The organism is Mesorhizobium sp. M0292, from assembly GCF_040321695.1.
Lineage (GTDB): Bacteria > Pseudomonadota > Alphaproteobacteria > Rhizobiales > Rhizobiaceae > Mesorhizobium.
Map to the genome: position 1 here is coordinate 37,231 of NZ_JAMYSB010000033.1, position 17,315 is coordinate 54,545.

Here is a 17,315-nt window from a genome sequence, read left to right on the forward strand (position 1 = left end):
CAAACTCAGAATGGACTGTATCCCAATAGTGAACAGCAAGAAATTTTCGTTCACCATTTAAGCAAGACTGACAGGCTTGCGCTGCCGCCAAATTCCGGTTCATTGAACGTCTTCCCGACGTGACAGGATAGAGCATTGGCCGCGAAAAGCAGACGCCCGAACATCCTATTGATCTCCTGCGACCAATGGCGGGGCGATTGCCTGTCGGCTGCCGGCCATGCCGTGGTGAAGACGCCGAATGCCGATGCGCTCGCCGCCGAAGGCGTCCTTTTCATGCGGCATTACGGCGGCGCGGCGCCCTGCTCGCCGGCCCGCGCGTGCCTCTACACCGGCCTCTACCAGATGAACAATCGCGTCTGCCGCAACGGCACGCCGCTCGACGCCCGCCACGGCAACATGGCGCTTTCGGCCCGCGCCCTCGGCTATGATCCGACTTTGTTCGGCTACACCGACGTCTCGCCCGATCCGCGCACGATGGCGCCGGGCGATCCCCGGCTGAAAAGCTATGAGGGCGTGCTGCCCGGCTTCAGCGTTCGCCAGTTCCTGCCTGAGCATCAGAAACCATGGCTGTCATGGCTGAAGGCACGTAGCGTCGACACCAGCGCGGGCTCTCCCGGCATTCACCGCCCCGTGGGCGGGGAAGCGGGCGACGCCGTGACCAGCGCGCCGCCTGTCTATTCCAGGGACGAGACGCCGACCGCTTTTCTTGCCGGCGAATTCATTCGCTGGCTGGACGAACAGGATTCGCCATGGTTCGCGCATGTCTCCTTCATCAGCCCGCATCCGCCCTTTGTCGTACCGCAGCCCTACAACACGCTGTATGATCCGGCGGACGGACCGCCCTTCCGCCATGTCGAGACTTGGCAGGCAGAGGCGCAAAGGCATCCCTATCTGGCTTACGACCTTGGTCGCCAGAAGCGGAGAAGCTTCCGCCCCGGCACCAACGGCCACGTGCGCGACTGGGGCGACGACAACATCCGGGCCATCCGCGCGATCTATTACGGTATGATCTCGGAGGTCGACGCGCAGCTTGGCCGCATCTGGCAAGCGATCAAGACGGCGAATGCATGGGATGACACCATCATCGTGCTGACTTCGGACCACGCCGAGATGATGGGCGACCATTTCATGCTGGGCAAAGGCGGCTTCTTCGACGGCAGCTATCACATCCCATTGATCGTGCGCGACCCGCGTCACGGCAATGCAGCCGGCTCGACCGTCAACCACTTCACCGAGGCCGTCGACATCTTCCCGACCTTGCTCGATCTGCTGGACGCCGACGCCCAGCTGCATCTCGACGGCCGCTCGCTAAAACCGTTCCTGCAAGATGAACCGCCTAAGGATTGGCGCGACGCGGCGCATTGGGAGTTCGACTTCCGCTCGATTGCCAGCGGTGAGGCCGAACGGCATTTCGGCATCGGCTCGCGCCAGTGCAACCTCGCCGTCATCCGTACGGAAAAATTCAAATACGTGCATTTCGGCGGCGGCCTGCCGCCGCTGCTCTTCGACATGCAGAAGGATCCGGGCGAACTGGCCAACGTTGCCGCCGACCCGGCCTATCTCAGCGTGCGGCTTGAATTTGCCGAGCGGCTGCTTGCCTGGCGCGCCGAGCATCTCGACCAGTCGCTGGCGCTTGCAGAGCTGACGGGCCAGGGGGTGGTGGGGTATGTGGGCAGGCAGTAGGCAGCAGGCAGCAAGCAGCAGGCAGCAGGCAGCAGAATGTTTCCGGCGGCCTGATGCCTAGTCGCTTGGTTTTTCGCCTACTGCCTAATCCCTACTGCCTATTCCCTTACTGTACCATCATCCGCTGCTGGTCGCGCTTCTCGGCATAGCTGCCCTTGTCATACGCGGCCTGCGCCTGCAGCTGCTCCTTGGTGAAGTTGGTGTAGAGATATTTGTTGCCGTCCTTGTCGGTCATGAACTTGAGCTTGTCCATGCCGACCGCGACCTCCTTGGCGCCGATGCCTAGAAAGCCGCCGACATCGATGATGACGGCATCCGGCTTGCTGTCGGGCGTGAGCACGACGTCGCCGATCTCGCCGACCTTGGCGTCGTTGGCGCCATAGACGGTGGTGCCCTTCAGGTCGTCGCCTCTAATGTTACCGACCGGCATTTCGGTCAGTGTGGACTTGTCGATCGCTGCCGTTTGCGTCGGATCGGTAGCCTTTGTGCCGGCCGGAGCTTCCGCGGTCTTGTCCGCTGGCTGAGCATTGTCAGCCGGTGCAACGGCCGTCGGGGCAGCGGGAGCAGTCGGCTGCGTTGCGTCGGAGGTTGTCGTCACCGGCGCCGGATCATACGGCTTGCGGTCGAAATCAGGCTGCGCCTGCAGTTCCTCCTTGGTCGTCTGCGCCACCAGCCAGCGATCGCCGTTCTTTTCGGCCCACTGCGCCTTGGCGAAATCATAGGTGACATTCTTTTCACCCATGCCGAGGAAGCCGCCGACGCCGATCACCAGCGACTGCGCCTTGCCATCCTTGGTCAGCACGATGTCGTTGACGTCACCGATATTCTGGGCATCGTCGCCAGTGCCATTGTAGACATTCTCGCCGATGATGTTGGTTGCGAGATTGCCGTCAGCGCGTTTCACCGCCGGTTCTGACGGCGCGGCGTTGAGATCAACCGGCTTCTGCGGGTCGTTCTGCGCCGTGGAAGCAGGCGCCGGGGCCGGATCGTAGGGCTTACGGTCGAAGTCGGGCAGCGCCGTCAACGCTTTTTTCGTCGTCTCGGCGACGAGCCAGCGGTCACCATTCCTCTCGACCCATTGCAACTTGCCGTAGTCGAAGGCGACGTTCTTGCTGCCTATGCCGAGGAAGCCGCCAACGCCGATAATGGCGGATTTCGCCTGGCCGTTTTCATCGAGGACGACGTCGCTGACGTCACCGATCTTCTGCGCATCGTCGCCAGTGCCATTGTACACGGACTCGCCGATGATATTGGTCATCAGCGCGCCGTCGGCCTGTTGCGGCGCCGGCGCGATGGTAGCAGGGGCTTCAGCCGGCGCTGGGGTCGTCGCCGGGGCCGTCGTTGACTGCGCAAACGCACCGGTAGCGATCAGCGTTGCGAGTGCAGTCGTCGCGAACAGTGTGCGGATCATGATTAAGTCTCCTCTTGCGTGATCTCATGCGCGCCGCAATCGGCAAACCACTTGCCGGGAGACCGAAGGCGGCGCCTCCAATGGGATCACAACGTTGTGACAAGGCGCTTGTTCCGAAAAAACGGGAGCATCGAAATACCCTGGGCAAGTCCGCGGAATCGCCCGACATTCCCGCCCGGCCGATGGAACCTTTGCCAAGCTTGCCCGTTTCAGCCTGCGGCTGGCATTCCGGCCGCTAAAAAGAATACGGAGTGGGGCATGCGATTTGCAGCGGTGCTGAACCGGGACGGCGGCACCTTGCGGACCACCGATCTTTCAGCGCTAACCGACCGGATGCGCCAGACGCTCGAGGCGGCTGGTCACTCCATCGAGATCGACATCGTCGCCGGCAAGGAGATTGTCGCGGCGCTCGACAAGGTCGCCGCGCGGCGCGACATCGACGTCGTGCTGGCCGGTGGCGGCGACGGCACCATTTCGGCCGCCGCGGGGCGGCTGATGAATGGCAAGAAGGCGCTGGCCGTCCTGCCTGCAGGAACAATGAACCTGTTCGCCCGCGGCCTTGGAATTCCGCAGACCATCGATGGCGCGCTGAAGTCCTTTGCCGACGGCGAGATCATGGCGGTCGATATCGCGAGCGCGAATGGCCGGCCGTTCGTGCATCAGTTTTCGATCGGACTGCACGCCAGGATGGTGAAGCTGCGCGACAATATGGAATTCGCCTCGCGCCTGGGAAAGATTCGCGCTTCGGCCAAGGCCGCTTGGACGACGATCAACAATCCTCCCGCCATGAAGGTGACATTGACGGTCGGCGAAGCCGAGATCGTGACCCGCATCAGCGGCATCGGCATTTCCAACAATCTGTTTGGCGAAGGCCATCTGCCTTATGCCGACAATCCTGCCGGCGGCGTGCTCGGCATCTATGTCACCGTGGCGCGGCAGCGTGGCGAGCTGGTCAGGGCGCTCTTCGACATGGCTCGCGGCAGGTGGCGCGACAGCGATCATGTCGAAACCCATCAGGCCGACAAGGCAATCGTGAAAATCCATACAGGGAGCAAGAAATTCGGTGCCGTCATCGACGGCGAACTGGTCAAGCTGGAGCGTGAAACGACAATCCAGATCCACCCTGGCGCACTGAACGTCCTGGTTCCGGCGCAAGCCGCCCAGGCGAAGGCCGCCTGATGCGATTACGAATGACGCGGAAAACCCTAGCCGCCCGACTGCCCCTCGCCGGCTGGCGCGCTCTGGTCGGCCGGCGCGGTCTGGCCGGTGGGCTGCCCCTGGCTTTCAGGGGTATCTGGATCGATCTTTTGGCCATAAATCTCGGCCGCTCCCCAAGCAATGAAAGCCAGGAGCAACGCGGCGACCAATATGCGCAGGCCGTGCCAACCCCAGCGCCCCTGACGGGCTTTGTTTTCAGGGGCGATCTTGGTCATCGGCGGCGTTCCTATCGCGCAACCGGGATGGTGGATAAAACCATCGCCGGCGAAACATGGTGGGGTAACGATTGCTTGCTACAAAAGTTCCGGCGCGCGACGGCCGCGCGAGATGCGCGCCACCGCAGGTGGGGCCTGCAAGCGAGGGGGCTTGGTGGATAGCAAGGTGGCGAAGCAGGCTGGTTTGCCGGTTGAGGTCCGCCGCGCCGTGGCGGCGCCGGAGCGGGTTGCCGTACTGCATAGGCTTGACGCGATCGACACCGACTCCGATCCCGACTTCGATCGCATCACCGGCCTTGCCGCAGCCGTGATGCAGGCGCCGATCGCGCTCGTCACGCTGCTCGACACCGAACGACAGTGGTTCAAATCCTGTGTCGGCTTCAACGAGACCGAAACCGCGACCGACATATCGTTCTGCGCCCATACCATTGCCGCCGGCGACGAGCCCATGGTGGTGCCGGATGCCAGCATCGACCCTCGCTTCTCCCGCAACCCGCTGGTCACCGGCGAACACCATGTCCGCTTTTATGTCGGCGCGCCGATGGTGGTCGCCGGCGCGCGCGTCGGTACGGTGTGCGTACTCGACCGGGAGCCGCATGAATTTCCGTCCGCTGCCGCGCTCGATCATTTGAAATCGCTGGCCAGCCTCGCCGCCAGCCTGTTTACCCTCAAGGACGCCACCCGCAGCGGCGCCATTGCCACGGCTGCTTTGGCGCAGGAGGAAAAGCGCCGAGCCATAGCGCTCGATGCCGCCTCGCTCGCCAGTTGGGCCTGGGATATCCGCACCGACATGATCGAATGCGATGTGCGTTTGTCGGAGCTGTTCAACCTGCCGCGTTCGAACCGGCTGCGGGCGCGCGACATTCTGGCCGCCATCGACCCGCGCGACGTCTACCAGACCGAGACGCGCTTTCGCGATGCCCTGACCGGCAGCGACGACTATTTCGGCGAATACCGGGTCAAAGGCTTCGATCCGCCGCGCTGGATAGTCACCCGCGGCCGCGTCATCGAGCGCGACGGCGAAGGCAAGCCGACGCTGATCTTTGGCGTCAACTACGACATCTCGGAACGCAAGCTCGGCGAGGACCGGCAAAGGCTGCTGCTGCGCGAGCTCAACCATCGGGTCAAGAACACGCTGGCGACGGTGCAGGCGCTGGCGACGCAGACCGTTCGCCACGCTCGCCGCCCAAGCGAATTCCTGGAAGCCTTCGGCGCCAGGCTGCAGGCGCTGGGCGCTGCCCATAACCTGCTGTCGGATCGCGAATGGCGCGGCATCGGTATTCGCGAACTGATGCAGATCGAGGTCAAGCCGTTCGATTCGGCAGAACGGCCGCGCATCGTGATCTCCGGTCCGGATCTGCTGCTTTCGCCCGACCAGGCGGTGGGGCTCGGTTTGATCATGCACGAACTGGCCAGCAACGCGCTGCAATACGGATCGCTGTCGGTTGGCTCGGGGAAGGTCGATGTCGACTGGAAGGCGGCGGGCAAGAAAGGCGCGCGCCGCCTTGTGCTGACCTGGAGCGAAAGCGGTGGGCCGAAAGTCGACCCGCCGGAACGCCAGGGCTTCGGCTCTATCCTGATCCGCCGCAGCCTCGCCAAGGTTTTGTCGAGCGAAGTGACCCACGAATTCCGCGCCGAAGGCGTGTTCGCCGAAATATCGATGCCGCTTGAAGATCTGCCGGCTTAAAGCAATTTCAGAAGTGCGAAGCGGTTTTCCCGGGAACAGCGTATCAGCGCGACGCGCTTTAGTCGGCTTCGCTGTCTGGATCGCCCGGATCCGGTTTGACGTTCTCGCGGTAGATGGCATAGGCCGCGAGCGCGATCATCGGGCCGAGAATGACGCCCTTCCCGCCTTTCCCCTTGAGCAAGGCCGGCAGCACGGCAAGCGCCGCGGTGATACCGAGCGCCTTCAGGTCGGCATTGCGCCTTCGCGCACGTCGGCGTGCACGCGTTCCAGCCGCAAGTTGATGAATGAGCACGATAAGCCCGGCCAGTACCAGGAAACCAGCGGCGAAGCCAAGACAGGCGGCCATCGAGCCATAACGGTCAGCCGCCCAGATGTAGGCCGCCCCCAGGAGAAACCCGAGGCCGCACAGGGCAGCCACGGCGGCGAGCCCGTAGACGATTGCCGCCGTGCGCGCGCGGCGCATGGCGGCAATGGCTTCACCCGAGGCCAAGGCCGAGATAAGCGGTGCCAGCATGCCCATCTCTGTCGAAACTAGCGCCGGGCAAGAAGCGCAAACAGGAAGCCGACGCCGGCCGCGATCGCCAGTGAAGTGACCGGCTTCTCGCGCACATTGGCCGTGATCTGGGCCTCAAGATCCTTGGCGTTGCCACGCAGGCTGTCGAAGACGGCTTCGCCCTGCGCGCGCAACTGGTCGACGCCTTCGGCAGCAGCGCGCCGCGCCGTGCCGTAACCATGTTCGCCGGTCTTGGCCAATTGCTTGGTCAACTTTTCGATATCCGCCTTCAACTGCCGAATGTCGGCTTCCAGGTCGGCGTTCGTCTGACTTTCGTTGGCGGTTTTTCCTGCGGCAGTTGCCATTCTAAACTCCTTGCGTTTGCTTGGCTTCAAACGCCCGACACACGTCATGGTTCCGAAATCGGAAACCGTATCCATGAAAGGGTGTTTGCAAGTGCGAGTCCAGCCCCAGATGGAGGCCTGCCTGTCAGATCAGCGGCCGACGGCCTTCGCTTAGGCCCTCCCAGCGCGCGAGATCCTTCAGCCCCTCCCCGTCGATCACTTCGCAACCGCCGTCGCGCCAGGCGATCAGCTTGCGATCGATGAGCTTGCGGATCGTCTTGTTGGTGTGGACCAGCGACAGGCCGAGCGTATCGGCGACATGCTGCTGGGTAATCGGGATTTGCACCGGCGCCTTGCCGTTGAGCCCGACTGCCGCCGCGCGGCTGGCGATGAAGGCTATGAGATAGGCGGTGCGCTCGACCGCCGTGCGCCGACCGACGCTGAGCAGGTTCTCGTCCAGCATGCGCTCCTCGCGCGACGCCAGCCAGGTAATGTCGTAAGCAAGGCCCGGATGGTTGCGGTAGAGCTCGTGCAGGTTTTCACGCTCGAAGACGCACAACAGCATGGGCGACAGCGCCTCGACCGAGTGCTGCATTTCGCCCATCAGGCTGCCCTGCAGCCCGATAAGATCGCCGGGCATGGAGTAGTTCAGGATCTGGCGCCTGCCGTCCGACAATAGTTTGTAGCGGAAGGCCCAGCCCGAAAGCACGGTGTAGAGATGAGCACTTTGGCTGCCTTCGACCAGCACTGTGGCGCCCTTGTCGACGGCCAGTTCGCCCTTCTTGAACATGCTGACATAGGCAAGCTCCTGCTTCTCGAATTCCCGGAACACCGGCAATGGCCGAAGCGGGCATATCTCGCATGGGTACTGACGGCTGGAAAACGAGCGACCGTTCTGGCCCGACATTTCGATCCCTCTTTCGAAAGTCTCTTGCCAGAGACTGAGTGCTACGCCTTTGCAAGGCTGCGGTTCCGCTGCCGATGGCATGTCTTTTTTAAATGACAGGATGGCAAATAGCGATCATGACTCGCTACACTCCATTGAGGCGAATTCGAAGCTCGCTTGTGGAGTAGAGCCGGTGGGCGAACTTTTCGGATTAAGGCCTGACCGATCCCCCCAAGGTCCGCGATGCGGTTGACTGGAGTCACTGTACCCGATGCTGCAAGAATTGAGGAGAGATTGCCAAGTGCCGCCATTGCTTGAGGGATTGCGAATTCTTGTCTTGGAGGATGAATTCCTGATCGCCATGGATGTCGAGCAGCTTTGCCGCGACCATGGCGCGAGCGACGTAGTGATTGCCCGCGCTCTGGCCGAGATCGATGAGCAGAAGGTCGTTGGCGAGTTCGACGCCGCTATCGTGGACCTCATGCTGGGCGGAACGTCCACACTCGATTTCGCCGCGCGGCTGCGCCAATCGGGCCTGCCGTTTGTCTTTGCCTCCGGCTATTCGGACCCCGATGAGATCAAAGGGTCCTTTCCCGGCATCCGCCTGGTCACCAAGCCTTATTCGGGGACCGATCTCGTCGAGGCTCTGGCGGCGGCCTGCGGCCGCGCGCCAGTCTGAGATATCTTCGATGCGTATGTGTAGAGAGCCCAGGCCCGCAAACGGGGCCTCCGCCGTCAGGCAGCGTTTGAACCCGTCACCTGGGACGAGATCGCGTCCGGCCCGTATTCGTCTTCGCCGGAGATTTTGAGGATCTCCTGCAACCGCGTGCGGGCCCGGCTGACCCGGCTCTTGATCGTTCCGACCGCACAGCCGCAGATTTCGGCGGCCTCTTCATAGGAAAAGCCTGAAGCGCCGATGAGGATGATGGCTTCGCGCTGGTCCTCGGGGAGTTGCTCGAGCGCGCCGCGGAAATCCTTGAGGTCAAGCTGGCCGTGCTGAGCCGGATGAACGGCAAGCCTGGCCGTCATGATGCCGTCGCTGTCCTGCACCTCGCGGCCGCGCTTGCGCATCTGGGAATAGAACTCGTTGCGCAGGATGGTGAACAGCCATGCCTTGAGATTGGTGCCGGGCTGAAAGCTCTCATGCTTGTCCCAAGCCTTGACCAGCGTCTCCTGCACCAGATCGTCGGCCTTGTCGGCATTCTGCGTCAGCGACACGGCAAAAGCCCGCAGGCTCGGGATCGAGCCGAGCAGGTCGGTCTTGAACCCTTGTGAGACAGCTGCCATGCCTCAGTCCTTCTTCTGTGCAGGTTCGGCCTTTTCCAATTGGCTGAGCAACTGGGCAAAGCGATCCGGCACATTGTCCGAGACCAGCTCGTCATAATATTGTTTGAGTTTGCGGCCGATTTCCGAATTCGCCCCGAGCGGGTCGCCGGAATTGGCCCGGCGCCTGTCAGCGGCGCCAGCCAGCGTTTCTTTATTCATGTCCTTCATTTCGCCCTTAAATCCAGCGCCCCGAGCCGCCCCATTACACAACGCAAAGCGGCCCCCTCGTCTGGTTGCCCATCGCACCACAAACGTCGCCCGTACGGTTTCGTTCCACAAGTCTCGGAACTTTTTCGCAAAACCCGCGTTTGGGTGTTGGGGCTTGCAATCAGCTTGACCTGCAATCTATGCAATCACGTCATCTGAGGGAGACGTCTACCATGAGCCTTTCCGCAACCATCGCTCCGCACCTGCCGTTCCTGCGCCGCTTTTCACGCGCCGTATCCGGATCGCAGGAGAGTGGCGATGCGCTGGTCGCCGCGATGCTCGAAGCCATCATCGCCGACGTCGACATCTTCCCGCAAGCGTCAAGCGACCGCATCGCGCTCTACAAGGTATTCGCCAAACTGTTCACCTCCATTGCCATCCGCGTTCCGCAGGAGCAGGCACAATCGGCATGGGAGCAGCGCGCCGCCGCCAATCTGAACGCCATTGCGCCACGGCCACGCCAGGCTTTCCTGCTGGTCGCGGTCGAAGGCTTCGGTGAAGACGAGGCAGCTGAAATTCTCGATGTCGACGCCAAGGAATTCTCCGAACTGCTTGCCCAGGCGAGCAACGAGATCTCTCGCCAGGTGGCGACCGATGTGCTGATCATCGAGGACGAGCCGCTGATCGCCATGGACATCGAGGAAATGGTCGAGAGCCTCGGCCACCACGTGGTCGGAACCGCGCGCACCCATACCGAGGCGGTGGCGATGTTCGGCAAGACAAGGCCGAAGATGGTGCTGGCCGACATTCAGCTTGCCGATGGCAGCTCGGGTATCGATGCGGTCAACGAAATCCTGTCGTCGACTTCGGTGCCGGTAATCTTCATCACCGCCTTCCCCGAACGTCTGCTGACCGGCGAGCGGCCTGAACCGGCCTTCCTCGTCACCAAGCCGTTCAATCCCGACATGGTCAAGGCGCTGATCAGCCAAGCGCTGTTCTTCGACCGGCAGGCCAAGGCCGCCGCGTGAAGTAGGGCCTTCAATCTCCAACTTTTCGCCGCCTCGCAGCGTTGCCGGCACTGGCGATCGCCTAGCCCGGCGATCGGCGGCTGCCCGTCGCTCCGTATGGGGCGCACGCGCGTGAATCAATTCGCATCCGGGCCACTTCCAAAGACCTTCTTTTTCGGCAAATGGTGGAACAAACAGCAATCACTCACGTTCTTGATTCAGTATCGGAAGGAGACAGATCATGCTCTACTGGGCGCTCGTATTTCTCGTCGTGGCGATCATCGCCGGCGCGCTTGGTTTCGGCGGCATCGCCGGTACCTCGGCCGGTATCGCGCAAATATTGTTCTTCATCTTTCTCGCCTTCCTCGTCATCTCGCTTCTGGCCGGCCTGTTCAGACGGGCATCGTAGGAGCGGGCGAACACTGGAAGCCGCACCCCTCAAACGGTTTCCAGCCACCGCCGGGCGATGTCCTCCAACGGGACATCGTCCGGCGGACCTTTTCTGGGGACCTACTCAGGAACTGAGTCCAAGTGAATCGTTCGGTCCTGATCAGGTGGACAGGTGATTGATGCGTTCCATTGGCGGAGGCGAGAGCGGACAGGGCGACGAGGTGATCGCACTGCACCCGGCTGAAAGCGGAATGAAGCTTGGCCGGGCCTTGCTTCACGCTCTGCACAATGCCGGCATTTCCGTCCTCTATCAGGATCGTGAATTGAAGACTGTATGGGCCCGCAACATGCGTGCGCCGTGGGTTTCCGACACAGCCGACAGCAACGGCGCGTTGCCACCGGCGCAAGCTGAGCAAATCGCCGCCGCCAAAAGCAATGTGATCGCTTCCGGCAATCCGGAACGCCTTGAACTGAGTGTTCCCACCGGTGATGGCATGCGCTGGTTCCAGGTATGGGTCGATGCCGATCGGGGCCATCGCGGCGACGTGCAGGGCGTCGTCACCACGATGGTGGAAACCACCGAGCAGAAACGCCGCGAACAGACGCTGAAGACGCTGTTGCGCGAAGTCAGCCACCGCTCCAAGAACCTGTTGGCCATCATCCAGAGTATTGCCACCCAGACCGGCCGCTATTCCGAGACACCCGACGATTTCCTGAAGCGCTTTCGCGGCCGCCTGCAGTCACTGGCTTCCTCCCAGGATCTGGTAACGTCGTCGAACTGGCGGGGTGCAGCACTTCGCGAGCTTATCCGCGGCCAGGTCGTTCGCTACGGCGCCGATCCCGCGCAGAGCCTGCGCTTCAATGGCGTCAACCCCTACCTCAATCCCAACGCCGCCATTCATATCGGACTGGCAATGCACGAACTCGCCGTCAATTCATTCAGCTACGGCGCCCTGGCGCGGCCGGACGGCTTTGTCGAGGTAACCGCCGATCTGTCGAACGTCGCAGAGGCCGCCGACAAGCCGGCTTTGTCGCTGACTTGGGTCGAGGCCATTGTCGCCAATGATAACAGACGCACCGAGAAACGCTTCGGCAGCGTTGCCCTCGAACGTGTCGTGCCGGCATCGCTGAACGGCACGGCGACGCTGGAGATCACCAGTGACCGCCTCGAATATCGCCTGGTGGTTCCGCACGGCAATTTCGAAACCGAATGAGCGGCGGGATTCCTTAACCGGCTGTTCACCATAAAATCCGATGCTGTGGTTCCCAGAGATTGCTGGATCTTGACCGATTCAACCGATGTTCGGCCGCGGCCTGCAACGCAAGTATGGGAGGAATGATCATGACGGTGGCCGATATGAACAGGCTGGAGCAGGCCGCGCGGGTCTCGATGAGCGGCTTTCAGGATCCTGATGCTTCAGCCTCGCCTTTGCAGCACGCCTGGCACCCCTTGCTTCGCTTCGCCGCTGTCGCGCTCGTCGCCGCTGTTGTGCTGATCGTGGCGTCGCAATTGGTCTGAGCCAGATGCTCAGGTTCACGCTGCTCCCAAGCAGCCTGGCTCAGAAACTGTCCAGCTCGTAGCCGACCAATTATTAACGCCCCTTTCGGCACAGGAACTTTGACGGCTGTGGACCGTTCTTATGGCGAGAGGACGTGTCGCCGTGGAACACATCGCCGCTTTGCTTCTGGTAATTGGCTGTTCGAACAACATGACCGAATGCCGTGAACTGCCGGTGCCGGTCAGTGTTTTCGAAACCGCCGAAGCATGCACGGCAGAACGTCCATTCGCTGCCGGCGACGTGCAGGGTCAGGCCGAGCACGTCGTTGCCAAATGTCTTACGGTCGACCCCGCGCTGGAGGATGATTACGACCAGATCGTCTGGAACGTGCGCCCGGACGGCACCCTCGACGCGTCTTTGCAGATTTCCAGTGTCGTGGTCGCGTCGAACGCCACGCGCCGCGAAAAAGACTCTCTTAGCCAACAATAAGATCGAGCGGGCAAAGGCTGCTGTTTCGTGCTAAATAGCGGCTGGAGCTTACTAAAGTGAGGACAAAAGTGAGGAGAGATTCCATGCGGAAATTGATTATTGCCATGGTTGCGGTGGTCGCCGTCAGCGGCTGCAGCACGACCGAGCAGGATGTCGGTGTCGGCGCCGGTGTCGGTGCTTTGGCCGGCGGACTGATTGGCGGCGGCAAGGGTGCGCTGATCGGCGCAGCCGTTGGCGCCGGTTCCGGCCTGCTGGTGCGCAACCTGCGCAACGGCTATTGCCAGTATCGCGACAATCGCGGCCGGCTCTACACCGCTCGCTGCTGATCCGCTTCAAAAGCGTCAGACAATCGCGACGGAGACCGGTCAGCCGGTCTCCGTTTGTTTGACTGCATCAGGCTGCGGGATCCTGATTTCCACCGTAAGCCCATCGATGCGAAAATCTCGGGCAATCGTGCCGCGCAATTCGCGCGTGACATTGAGGTCGATCAGCTTGGTGCCGAAGCCGGTCTTCGCCGGCGCTTCGAGTTCCTTCTGCCCGGCCTCGCGCCAGTTCAGAACCAGCATCCGCTCGGACCCGCGCCCCTCGAACGACCAGTCGACCTTGAGCGCACCCACGGAATTGCCGGCCTCGCCATATTTCAGCGCATTCGTCGCCAGTTCGTGAAAGGTCAGGCCAAGCGCCTGCGTCGTCCTCTCGTCGAGCAGCACCTGAGGCCCTGACAATATCCCTTCCGGAAGCTCCTTGCCGAACACCTGGCCGAGCTCGATGCGCAGCAGGTCGCCAAGATCGGCCTTCTGCCAGCGCGAACGCGTCAGCATATCCTGGGAAGCCGCCATTGCCTGCAGGCGGGCTGAGAAGGAAGTTGAGAACTCCTTCACGTCGGTTGCTTGCGCTGCCGTCTGGCGCGCAATCGCCAGCACCCGCGTGATCGAATTCTTGATCCGATGCTTCATCTCCTGCAGCATCAAATCCTTTTCGAGCAGGCTTTTTTCCGTCGTTTCATGCAGCAGCGACTTGGCGTCGTAGGCGCGCTCCTGGTAGCGCGCCACCAACGCGATGGCCCCGGCCAGAAGCAGGCCGAACAGCCCGAGCATGACCGGAATGGCGCGCGAGGACGGTTGCGAAAATGCACTTGTCGGCCGAAACAGCACCGTCCACGGCCGACCGGCGACGATGATCTTGCGCGTCACCAACAGCCTGTCGCCAAAGCTCGCAACCGGCGGCGTCTCCGACTGGAACAGAAGATTGTCGGCGTCGGCCGTGCCGTCATAGACCGCGGTGTTGACCGGCAGCAAAGGCGTGCGGCTGAGCGCGGTCTGGAACAGGTCGCGGGCGCGGAAGGCCGCGTAGAGAAGGCCTGATGTCGATGATCTGGACGCGTTGATACCATCCGGCGCGGTTTCGACATTGAGCCTGACGAAGACCAGGAAACCGGTAAAGGTCTGCGCCGCGCCCGTGTCCTGGCCGAGCTGGACCAGACCGCTTGCGTGCTGTGCGTCATCGGCCATCGCTTTTTCGATCGCCTCGCGCCGCACCGGCTCGGTGAACATGTCGTAGCCGATGGTGGATTCGTTGGCAGGGTCGAGCGGCTCGAACAGCACGACGGGCGTGCGCCATGGCTGTGTCGTGTCCGGATAGACCGTGTGGGCGGCGCCGCGGTCGCGCAACATGTCGCGCTCGACCGCCGCTTCGTCACCGGTCTTGGCCAGCCTGAGATAGCCGATGCCGCGCAGGCCGGCGAAATTGTTGTCGACATCGAGGGCGCTGAAGAAGGCCTTGAATTCGCTACCTGAAATCTCGCCATTGCGGGCGTCGAACAGCGCCTGCGTCGAGCGCAGCAGTGACAGATGCAGATCGATACGGCTTTCGATGCGGTTGAGCGCGTCGTCGGCCGTCGCCTCGAACTTGATGCGCGCCGCTTCCTGGGTCGCGAAATAGGCGAAGCCCGCCATCGTCAGGCTGATCAGTGCAACGGCAATGAAGGCAAGGATCGGGAAAAACTTCTTCAACGCAGGCCCATGGACGGTTCGGGACCTTTATGGGCAAGTCGCCGCGGCAAGACAATGGCGCGGCCAAGCCATAATGACAGCTGGCATATCATGCATATTTAGCCGGCTTATCGATCTCGAGCATCAGTGAACATGACAGCTGACGATAGCGTGGTCTCAGGCCGCGATCTTCAGCGCACCCGGACCGGGAATGGCGCCGGGCGGGCACTTTCCCAGGATGATCATGCCGAGCACTTCGTCCTGGGTCACATCGGCGGTGAGTGCGGTGCCGACGACCTGGCCGTTCTTCATCACGCAGACCCGGTCGGCCAGCTCGAACACGTCGTGAATGTCGTGGCTGATCAGGAAAATGCCGATGCCGTCGGCCTTGAGCTGCTTGACCAGTTCGCCGACCTGCGCCGTCTCCTGCGGCCCGAGCGCCGCCGTCGGTTCGTCCATGATCAGGATGCGGGCGTTGAACAGGATGGCGCGTGCGATCGCCACCGACTGGCGCTGGCCGCCCGACAGCTTGATTACCGGCTCCTTGAAGCGCTGGAAGCGCGGATTGAGCCGGCCCATCACCTTGCGCGCCTCGGCCTCCATGGCGACATCGTCGAGTGTCCCCCACGCGGTCATCAGTTCGCGGCCGAGGAAGAGGTTGGCGGCAGCGTCGACATTGTCGGCCAGCGCAAGCGTCTGGTAGATCGTTTCGATGCCGTATTTCTTGGCGTCGCGCGGATTGGAGATCGAGGCCTCCTGGCCGTTGACCAAGATCTGGCCGGCATCGCGCTTGTAGGCGCCCGACAGGATCTTGATCAGCGTCGACTTACCGGCGCCGTTGTGGCCAAGCAGCGCCACCACTTCGCCCGGGAAAAGATCGATGGACGCATCGTCGACGGCGCGAATGCCACCGAACGCGATCGAGATGTTGCGCATGTCGATCAGTGGCGTACCGGTGGGAGCAGTTTTTTCCATAATCGTTCCTCCCTAGACGCGCTTGCGGTAGACGGTGTCGAGCCAGACGGCGATGACCAGGACAGCGCCAACGACAATGCTCTGCAGCGGCGAGTCGATGCCGAGCAGCACCATGCCGGATTGCAGCGACTGCATCAGAAGCGCGCCGAGCATGGCGCCCATCACCGTTCCGGCGCCGCCCGCGAGCGACGTGCCGCCGATGACAGCGGCCGCGATCACCAAAAGCTCGTCCAGCGTGCCCAGCGCATTGGTCGACGCATTGAGACGGGCCGACGAGATCGCCGCGCTGATTGTAGCCAGCACACCCATGATCATGAACACCTTCATGGTCACCCAGCGCGTGTTGATGCCGGCGAGTTCCGCTGCCTCCGGATTGCCGCCGATGGCGAAGACATAGCGGCCGAAACGCGTGCGCTTGGTGATAAACGTCATGATGATGCCGACAGTCACCGCCATCAGCACCGGTATGGCGATGCCATGCGCGATGAACAGCCCGCCTTCGGGAACGGTGATGCCGTTCTGCTGTGCGTACTGGCGCACGATGCCGATCGGCCATGGATAGGAATTGGCGATCCACACGGCGCCGAGGATGGCCGCGCAAGCGACCACGCCAAGCAGGGTCTCGGCCCAGACGGGGCGCAGTGGAAAGCTGAAGCGCTTGCGCTGCGAGCGACCGTTGAGCAGCGCGAAGGCGACCGCCGCGCAGGCGACGATGCCGACGATCCAGCTGGCAGCGGCGCCAATCGAGCCGCGTGGTCCGCCGCCCATCAGCTGGAAGGTGGCGTCGAGTGGCGCGACCGTGCGCCCGCTGGTGATGAGCCATGCCATGCCACGCCAGACCAGCAGGCCACCAAGCGTCACGATGAAGGCCGGAACCTGCATATAGGCGATGATGAAGCCCTGGAACGCGCCGATCAGCAGACCAAGCACCACGCCGGCGGCAAGCGCGACGACCCAGAGCCAGGGGTTTCCAAGCTGGAGGCCGATGATGCGAATCAGGAATTCGGCCTGTGCCACGCCCATGATCATGCCGATCACGCCTTCGACGGAGCCCACCGAAAGGTCAATGTTGCGCATGACGATGACCAGTACCATGCCGGTCGCCATGATCGCGACCGAGGACGTCTGCACCGACAGGTTCCAAAGATTGCGCGGCGTCAGGAAAAGCCCACCCGACAGGATATGTATGCCGACCCAGATGACCAGCAGCGCGCCGACCATGCCGAGCATGCGCGTGTCGAGCTCGGTCGCTTTCAGGAACCGGGCGGCCGCGCCGAGTTCAGACGCTCGTGCCGTATCGGCCTGCGGATTTGAGGTCGTGTCGGTCATGATGTCCTCCAGCGGCTTGCCGTCTGGCGCGGATGCCGGACCACAGCCTAGAAGTTTGCCGCCGATGGCGGAAACACACAATTCTCGTAGAGAAAACGCCCCGGGGGGGCCGCCCCGGGGGCCGGATTTATTGAGGGGGGTTTTTAAAAAGACCCGCCCCACCAGCCCCCCGGCGAGAGGGGTTTGGGGCGGGGGGGTGTAAAAAAAATGGGGGGGGGGGGGGGG

General features: G+C 62.4%; 20 protein-coding genes. 10 read left to right on the forward strand and 10 right to left on the reverse strand.

The window, feature by feature from the left end; translation table 11 throughout:
- The first annotated feature begins 135 nt into the window (after positions 1-135).
- Positions 136-1,683: an alkaline phosphatase family protein gene (locus tag NKI96_RS30065; protein WP_031198771.1), complete on the forward strand. Its 1,548-nt coding sequence runs from the start codon at positions 136-138 to the stop codon at positions 1,681-1,683.
- Positions 1,684-1,789: 106 nt separating this feature from the next.
- Here NKI96_RS30065 and NKI96_RS30070 read toward each other — a convergent pair whose 3' ends face one another.
- Entirely contained in the window at positions 1,790-3,094 is a 1,305-nt protein-coding gene (locus tag NKI96_RS30070; RefSeq protein ID WP_023822578.1) for a PRC-barrel domain-containing protein, read from the reverse strand.
- Between the two features lie 258 nt (positions 3,095-3,352).
- On the opposite strand from NKI96_RS30070, the gene NKI96_RS30075 reads away from it, so the two are divergent.
- Positions 3,353-4,273 (forward strand): diacylglycerol/lipid kinase family protein, encoded by a 921-nt coding sequence (locus tag NKI96_RS30075; RefSeq protein ID WP_023670088.1) that lies wholly within the window; start codon positions 3,353-3,355, stop codon positions 4,271-4,273.
- Positions 4,274-4,299: 26 nt separating this feature from the next.
- Here the strand turns inward: NKI96_RS30075 and NKI96_RS30080 are convergent, their stop codons facing one another.
- On the reverse strand, positions 4,300-4,527 hold the full coding sequence (locus tag NKI96_RS30080) for a hypothetical protein (RefSeq protein ID WP_023693688.1): 228 nt from the start codon (positions 4,525-4,527) through the stop codon (positions 4,300-4,302).
- Positions 4,528-4,639: 112 nt separating this feature from the next.
- On the opposite strand from NKI96_RS30080, the gene NKI96_RS30085 reads away from it, so the two are divergent.
- Positions 4,640-6,214 carry a sensor histidine kinase gene (locus NKI96_RS30085; RefSeq protein WP_081731358.1) on the forward strand — a complete coding sequence of 525 codons (1,575 nt, stop codon included), beginning with the start codon at positions 4,640-4,642 and terminating at the stop codon, positions 6,212-6,214.
- 58 nt (positions 6,215-6,272) lie between these two features.
- Here NKI96_RS30085 and NKI96_RS30090 read toward each other — a convergent pair whose 3' ends face one another.
- The 3 genes from NKI96_RS30090 to NKI96_RS30100 all read right to left on the reverse strand — a co-directional run bounded on the left by NKI96_RS30090 (position 6,273) and on the right by NKI96_RS30100 (position 7,958).
- A complete protein-coding gene (locus tag NKI96_RS30090; protein ID WP_023683962.1) occupies positions 6,273-6,734 on the reverse strand; it encodes a hypothetical protein in 462 nt (153 codons plus the stop codon).
- Positions 6,735-6,745: 11 nt separating this feature from the next.
- Positions 6,746-7,072 carry an ElaB/YgaM/YqjD family protein gene (locus tag NKI96_RS30095; protein WP_023670092.1) on the reverse strand — a complete coding sequence of 109 codons (327 nt, stop codon included), beginning with the start codon at positions 7,070-7,072 and terminating at the stop codon, positions 6,746-6,748.
- 124 nt (positions 7,073-7,196) lie between these two features.
- Positions 7,197-7,958 carry a Crp/Fnr family transcriptional regulator gene (locus NKI96_RS30100; RefSeq protein WP_023670093.1) on the reverse strand — a complete coding sequence of 254 codons (762 nt, stop codon included), beginning with the start codon at positions 7,956-7,958 and terminating at the stop codon, positions 7,197-7,199.
- A gap of 280 nt (positions 7,959-8,238) precedes the next feature.
- On the opposite strand from NKI96_RS30100, the gene NKI96_RS30105 reads away from it, so the two are divergent.
- On the forward strand, positions 8,239-8,616 hold the full coding sequence (locus NKI96_RS30105) for a response regulator (protein ID WP_023693686.1): 378 nt from the start codon (positions 8,239-8,241) through the stop codon (positions 8,614-8,616).
- 56 nt (positions 8,617-8,672) lie between these two features.
- Here NKI96_RS30105 and NKI96_RS30110 read toward each other — a convergent pair whose 3' ends face one another.
- Together NKI96_RS30110 and NKI96_RS30115 are read right to left on the reverse strand one after the other, a co-directional pair.
- Positions 8,673-9,224, reverse strand: coding sequence for a sigma-70 family RNA polymerase sigma factor (locus NKI96_RS30110; RefSeq protein ID WP_023670095.1), 552 nt, complete (start codon positions 9,222-9,224; stop codon positions 8,673-8,675).
- Positions 9,225-9,227: 3 nt separating this feature from the next.
- Positions 9,228-9,431 (reverse strand): NepR family anti-sigma factor, encoded by a 204-nt coding sequence (locus NKI96_RS30115; protein WP_023670096.1) that lies wholly within the window; start codon positions 9,429-9,431, stop codon positions 9,228-9,230.
- Positions 9,432-9,643: 212 nt separating this feature from the next.
- Here NKI96_RS30115 and NKI96_RS30120 point away from each other — a divergent pair, with 212 nt between their 5' ends.
- The 6 genes from NKI96_RS30120 (at position 9,644) to NKI96_RS30145 (ending at position 13,121) form a co-directional block, all read left to right on the forward strand.
- Positions 9,644-10,438, forward strand: coding sequence for a response regulator (locus NKI96_RS30120; protein ID WP_023670097.1), 795 nt, complete (start codon positions 9,644-9,646; stop codon positions 10,436-10,438).
- Positions 10,439-10,658: 220 nt separating this feature from the next.
- Positions 10,659-10,826, forward strand: coding sequence for a DUF1328 domain-containing protein (locus NKI96_RS30125; RefSeq protein WP_023670098.1), 168 nt, complete (start codon positions 10,659-10,661; stop codon positions 10,824-10,826).
- A gap of 160 nt (positions 10,827-10,986) precedes the next feature.
- Positions 10,987-12,021, forward strand: coding sequence for a sensor histidine kinase (locus NKI96_RS30130; protein ID WP_352807563.1), 1,035 nt, complete (start codon positions 10,987-10,989; stop codon positions 12,019-12,021).
- 128 nt (positions 12,022-12,149) lie between these two features.
- The gene (locus NKI96_RS30135) at positions 12,150-12,326 is read left to right on the forward strand and encodes a hypothetical protein (protein ID WP_023693685.1); all 177 of its coding nucleotides are present in this window, start codon (positions 12,150-12,152) and stop codon (positions 12,324-12,326) included.
- Between the two features lie 142 nt (positions 12,327-12,468).
- The gene (locus NKI96_RS30140) at positions 12,469-12,795 is read left to right on the forward strand and encodes a hypothetical protein (protein WP_023670101.1); all 327 of its coding nucleotides are present in this window, start codon (positions 12,469-12,471) and stop codon (positions 12,793-12,795) included.
- Between the two features lie 83 nt (positions 12,796-12,878).
- Positions 12,879-13,121, forward strand: a complete 243-nt coding sequence (locus tag NKI96_RS30145) for a YMGG-like glycine zipper-containing protein (RefSeq protein WP_023670102.1) — start codon at positions 12,879-12,881, stop codon at positions 13,119-13,121.
- A gap of 39 nt (positions 13,122-13,160) precedes the next feature.
- Here NKI96_RS30145 and NKI96_RS30150 read toward each other — a convergent pair whose 3' ends face one another.
- From NKI96_RS30150 to NKI96_RS30160, 3 genes are all read right to left on the reverse strand, one after another.
- Positions 13,161-14,807 carry a CHASE domain-containing protein gene (locus NKI96_RS30150; RefSeq protein ID WP_023670103.1) on the reverse strand — a complete coding sequence of 549 codons (1,647 nt, stop codon included), beginning with the start codon at positions 14,805-14,807 and terminating at the stop codon, positions 13,161-13,163.
- Between the two features lie 156 nt (positions 14,808-14,963).
- Positions 14,964-15,761: an ATP-binding cassette domain-containing protein gene (locus tag NKI96_RS30155; protein ID WP_023822585.1), complete on the reverse strand. Its 798-nt coding sequence runs from the start codon at positions 15,759-15,761 to the stop codon at positions 14,964-14,966.
- 12 nt (positions 15,762-15,773) lie between these two features.
- On the reverse strand, positions 15,774-17,090 hold the full coding sequence (locus tag NKI96_RS30160; protein WP_023730793.1) for a sugar ABC transporter permease: 1,317 nt from the start codon (positions 17,088-17,090) through the stop codon (positions 15,774-15,776).
- Positions 17,091-17,315 lie beyond the last annotated feature (225 nt).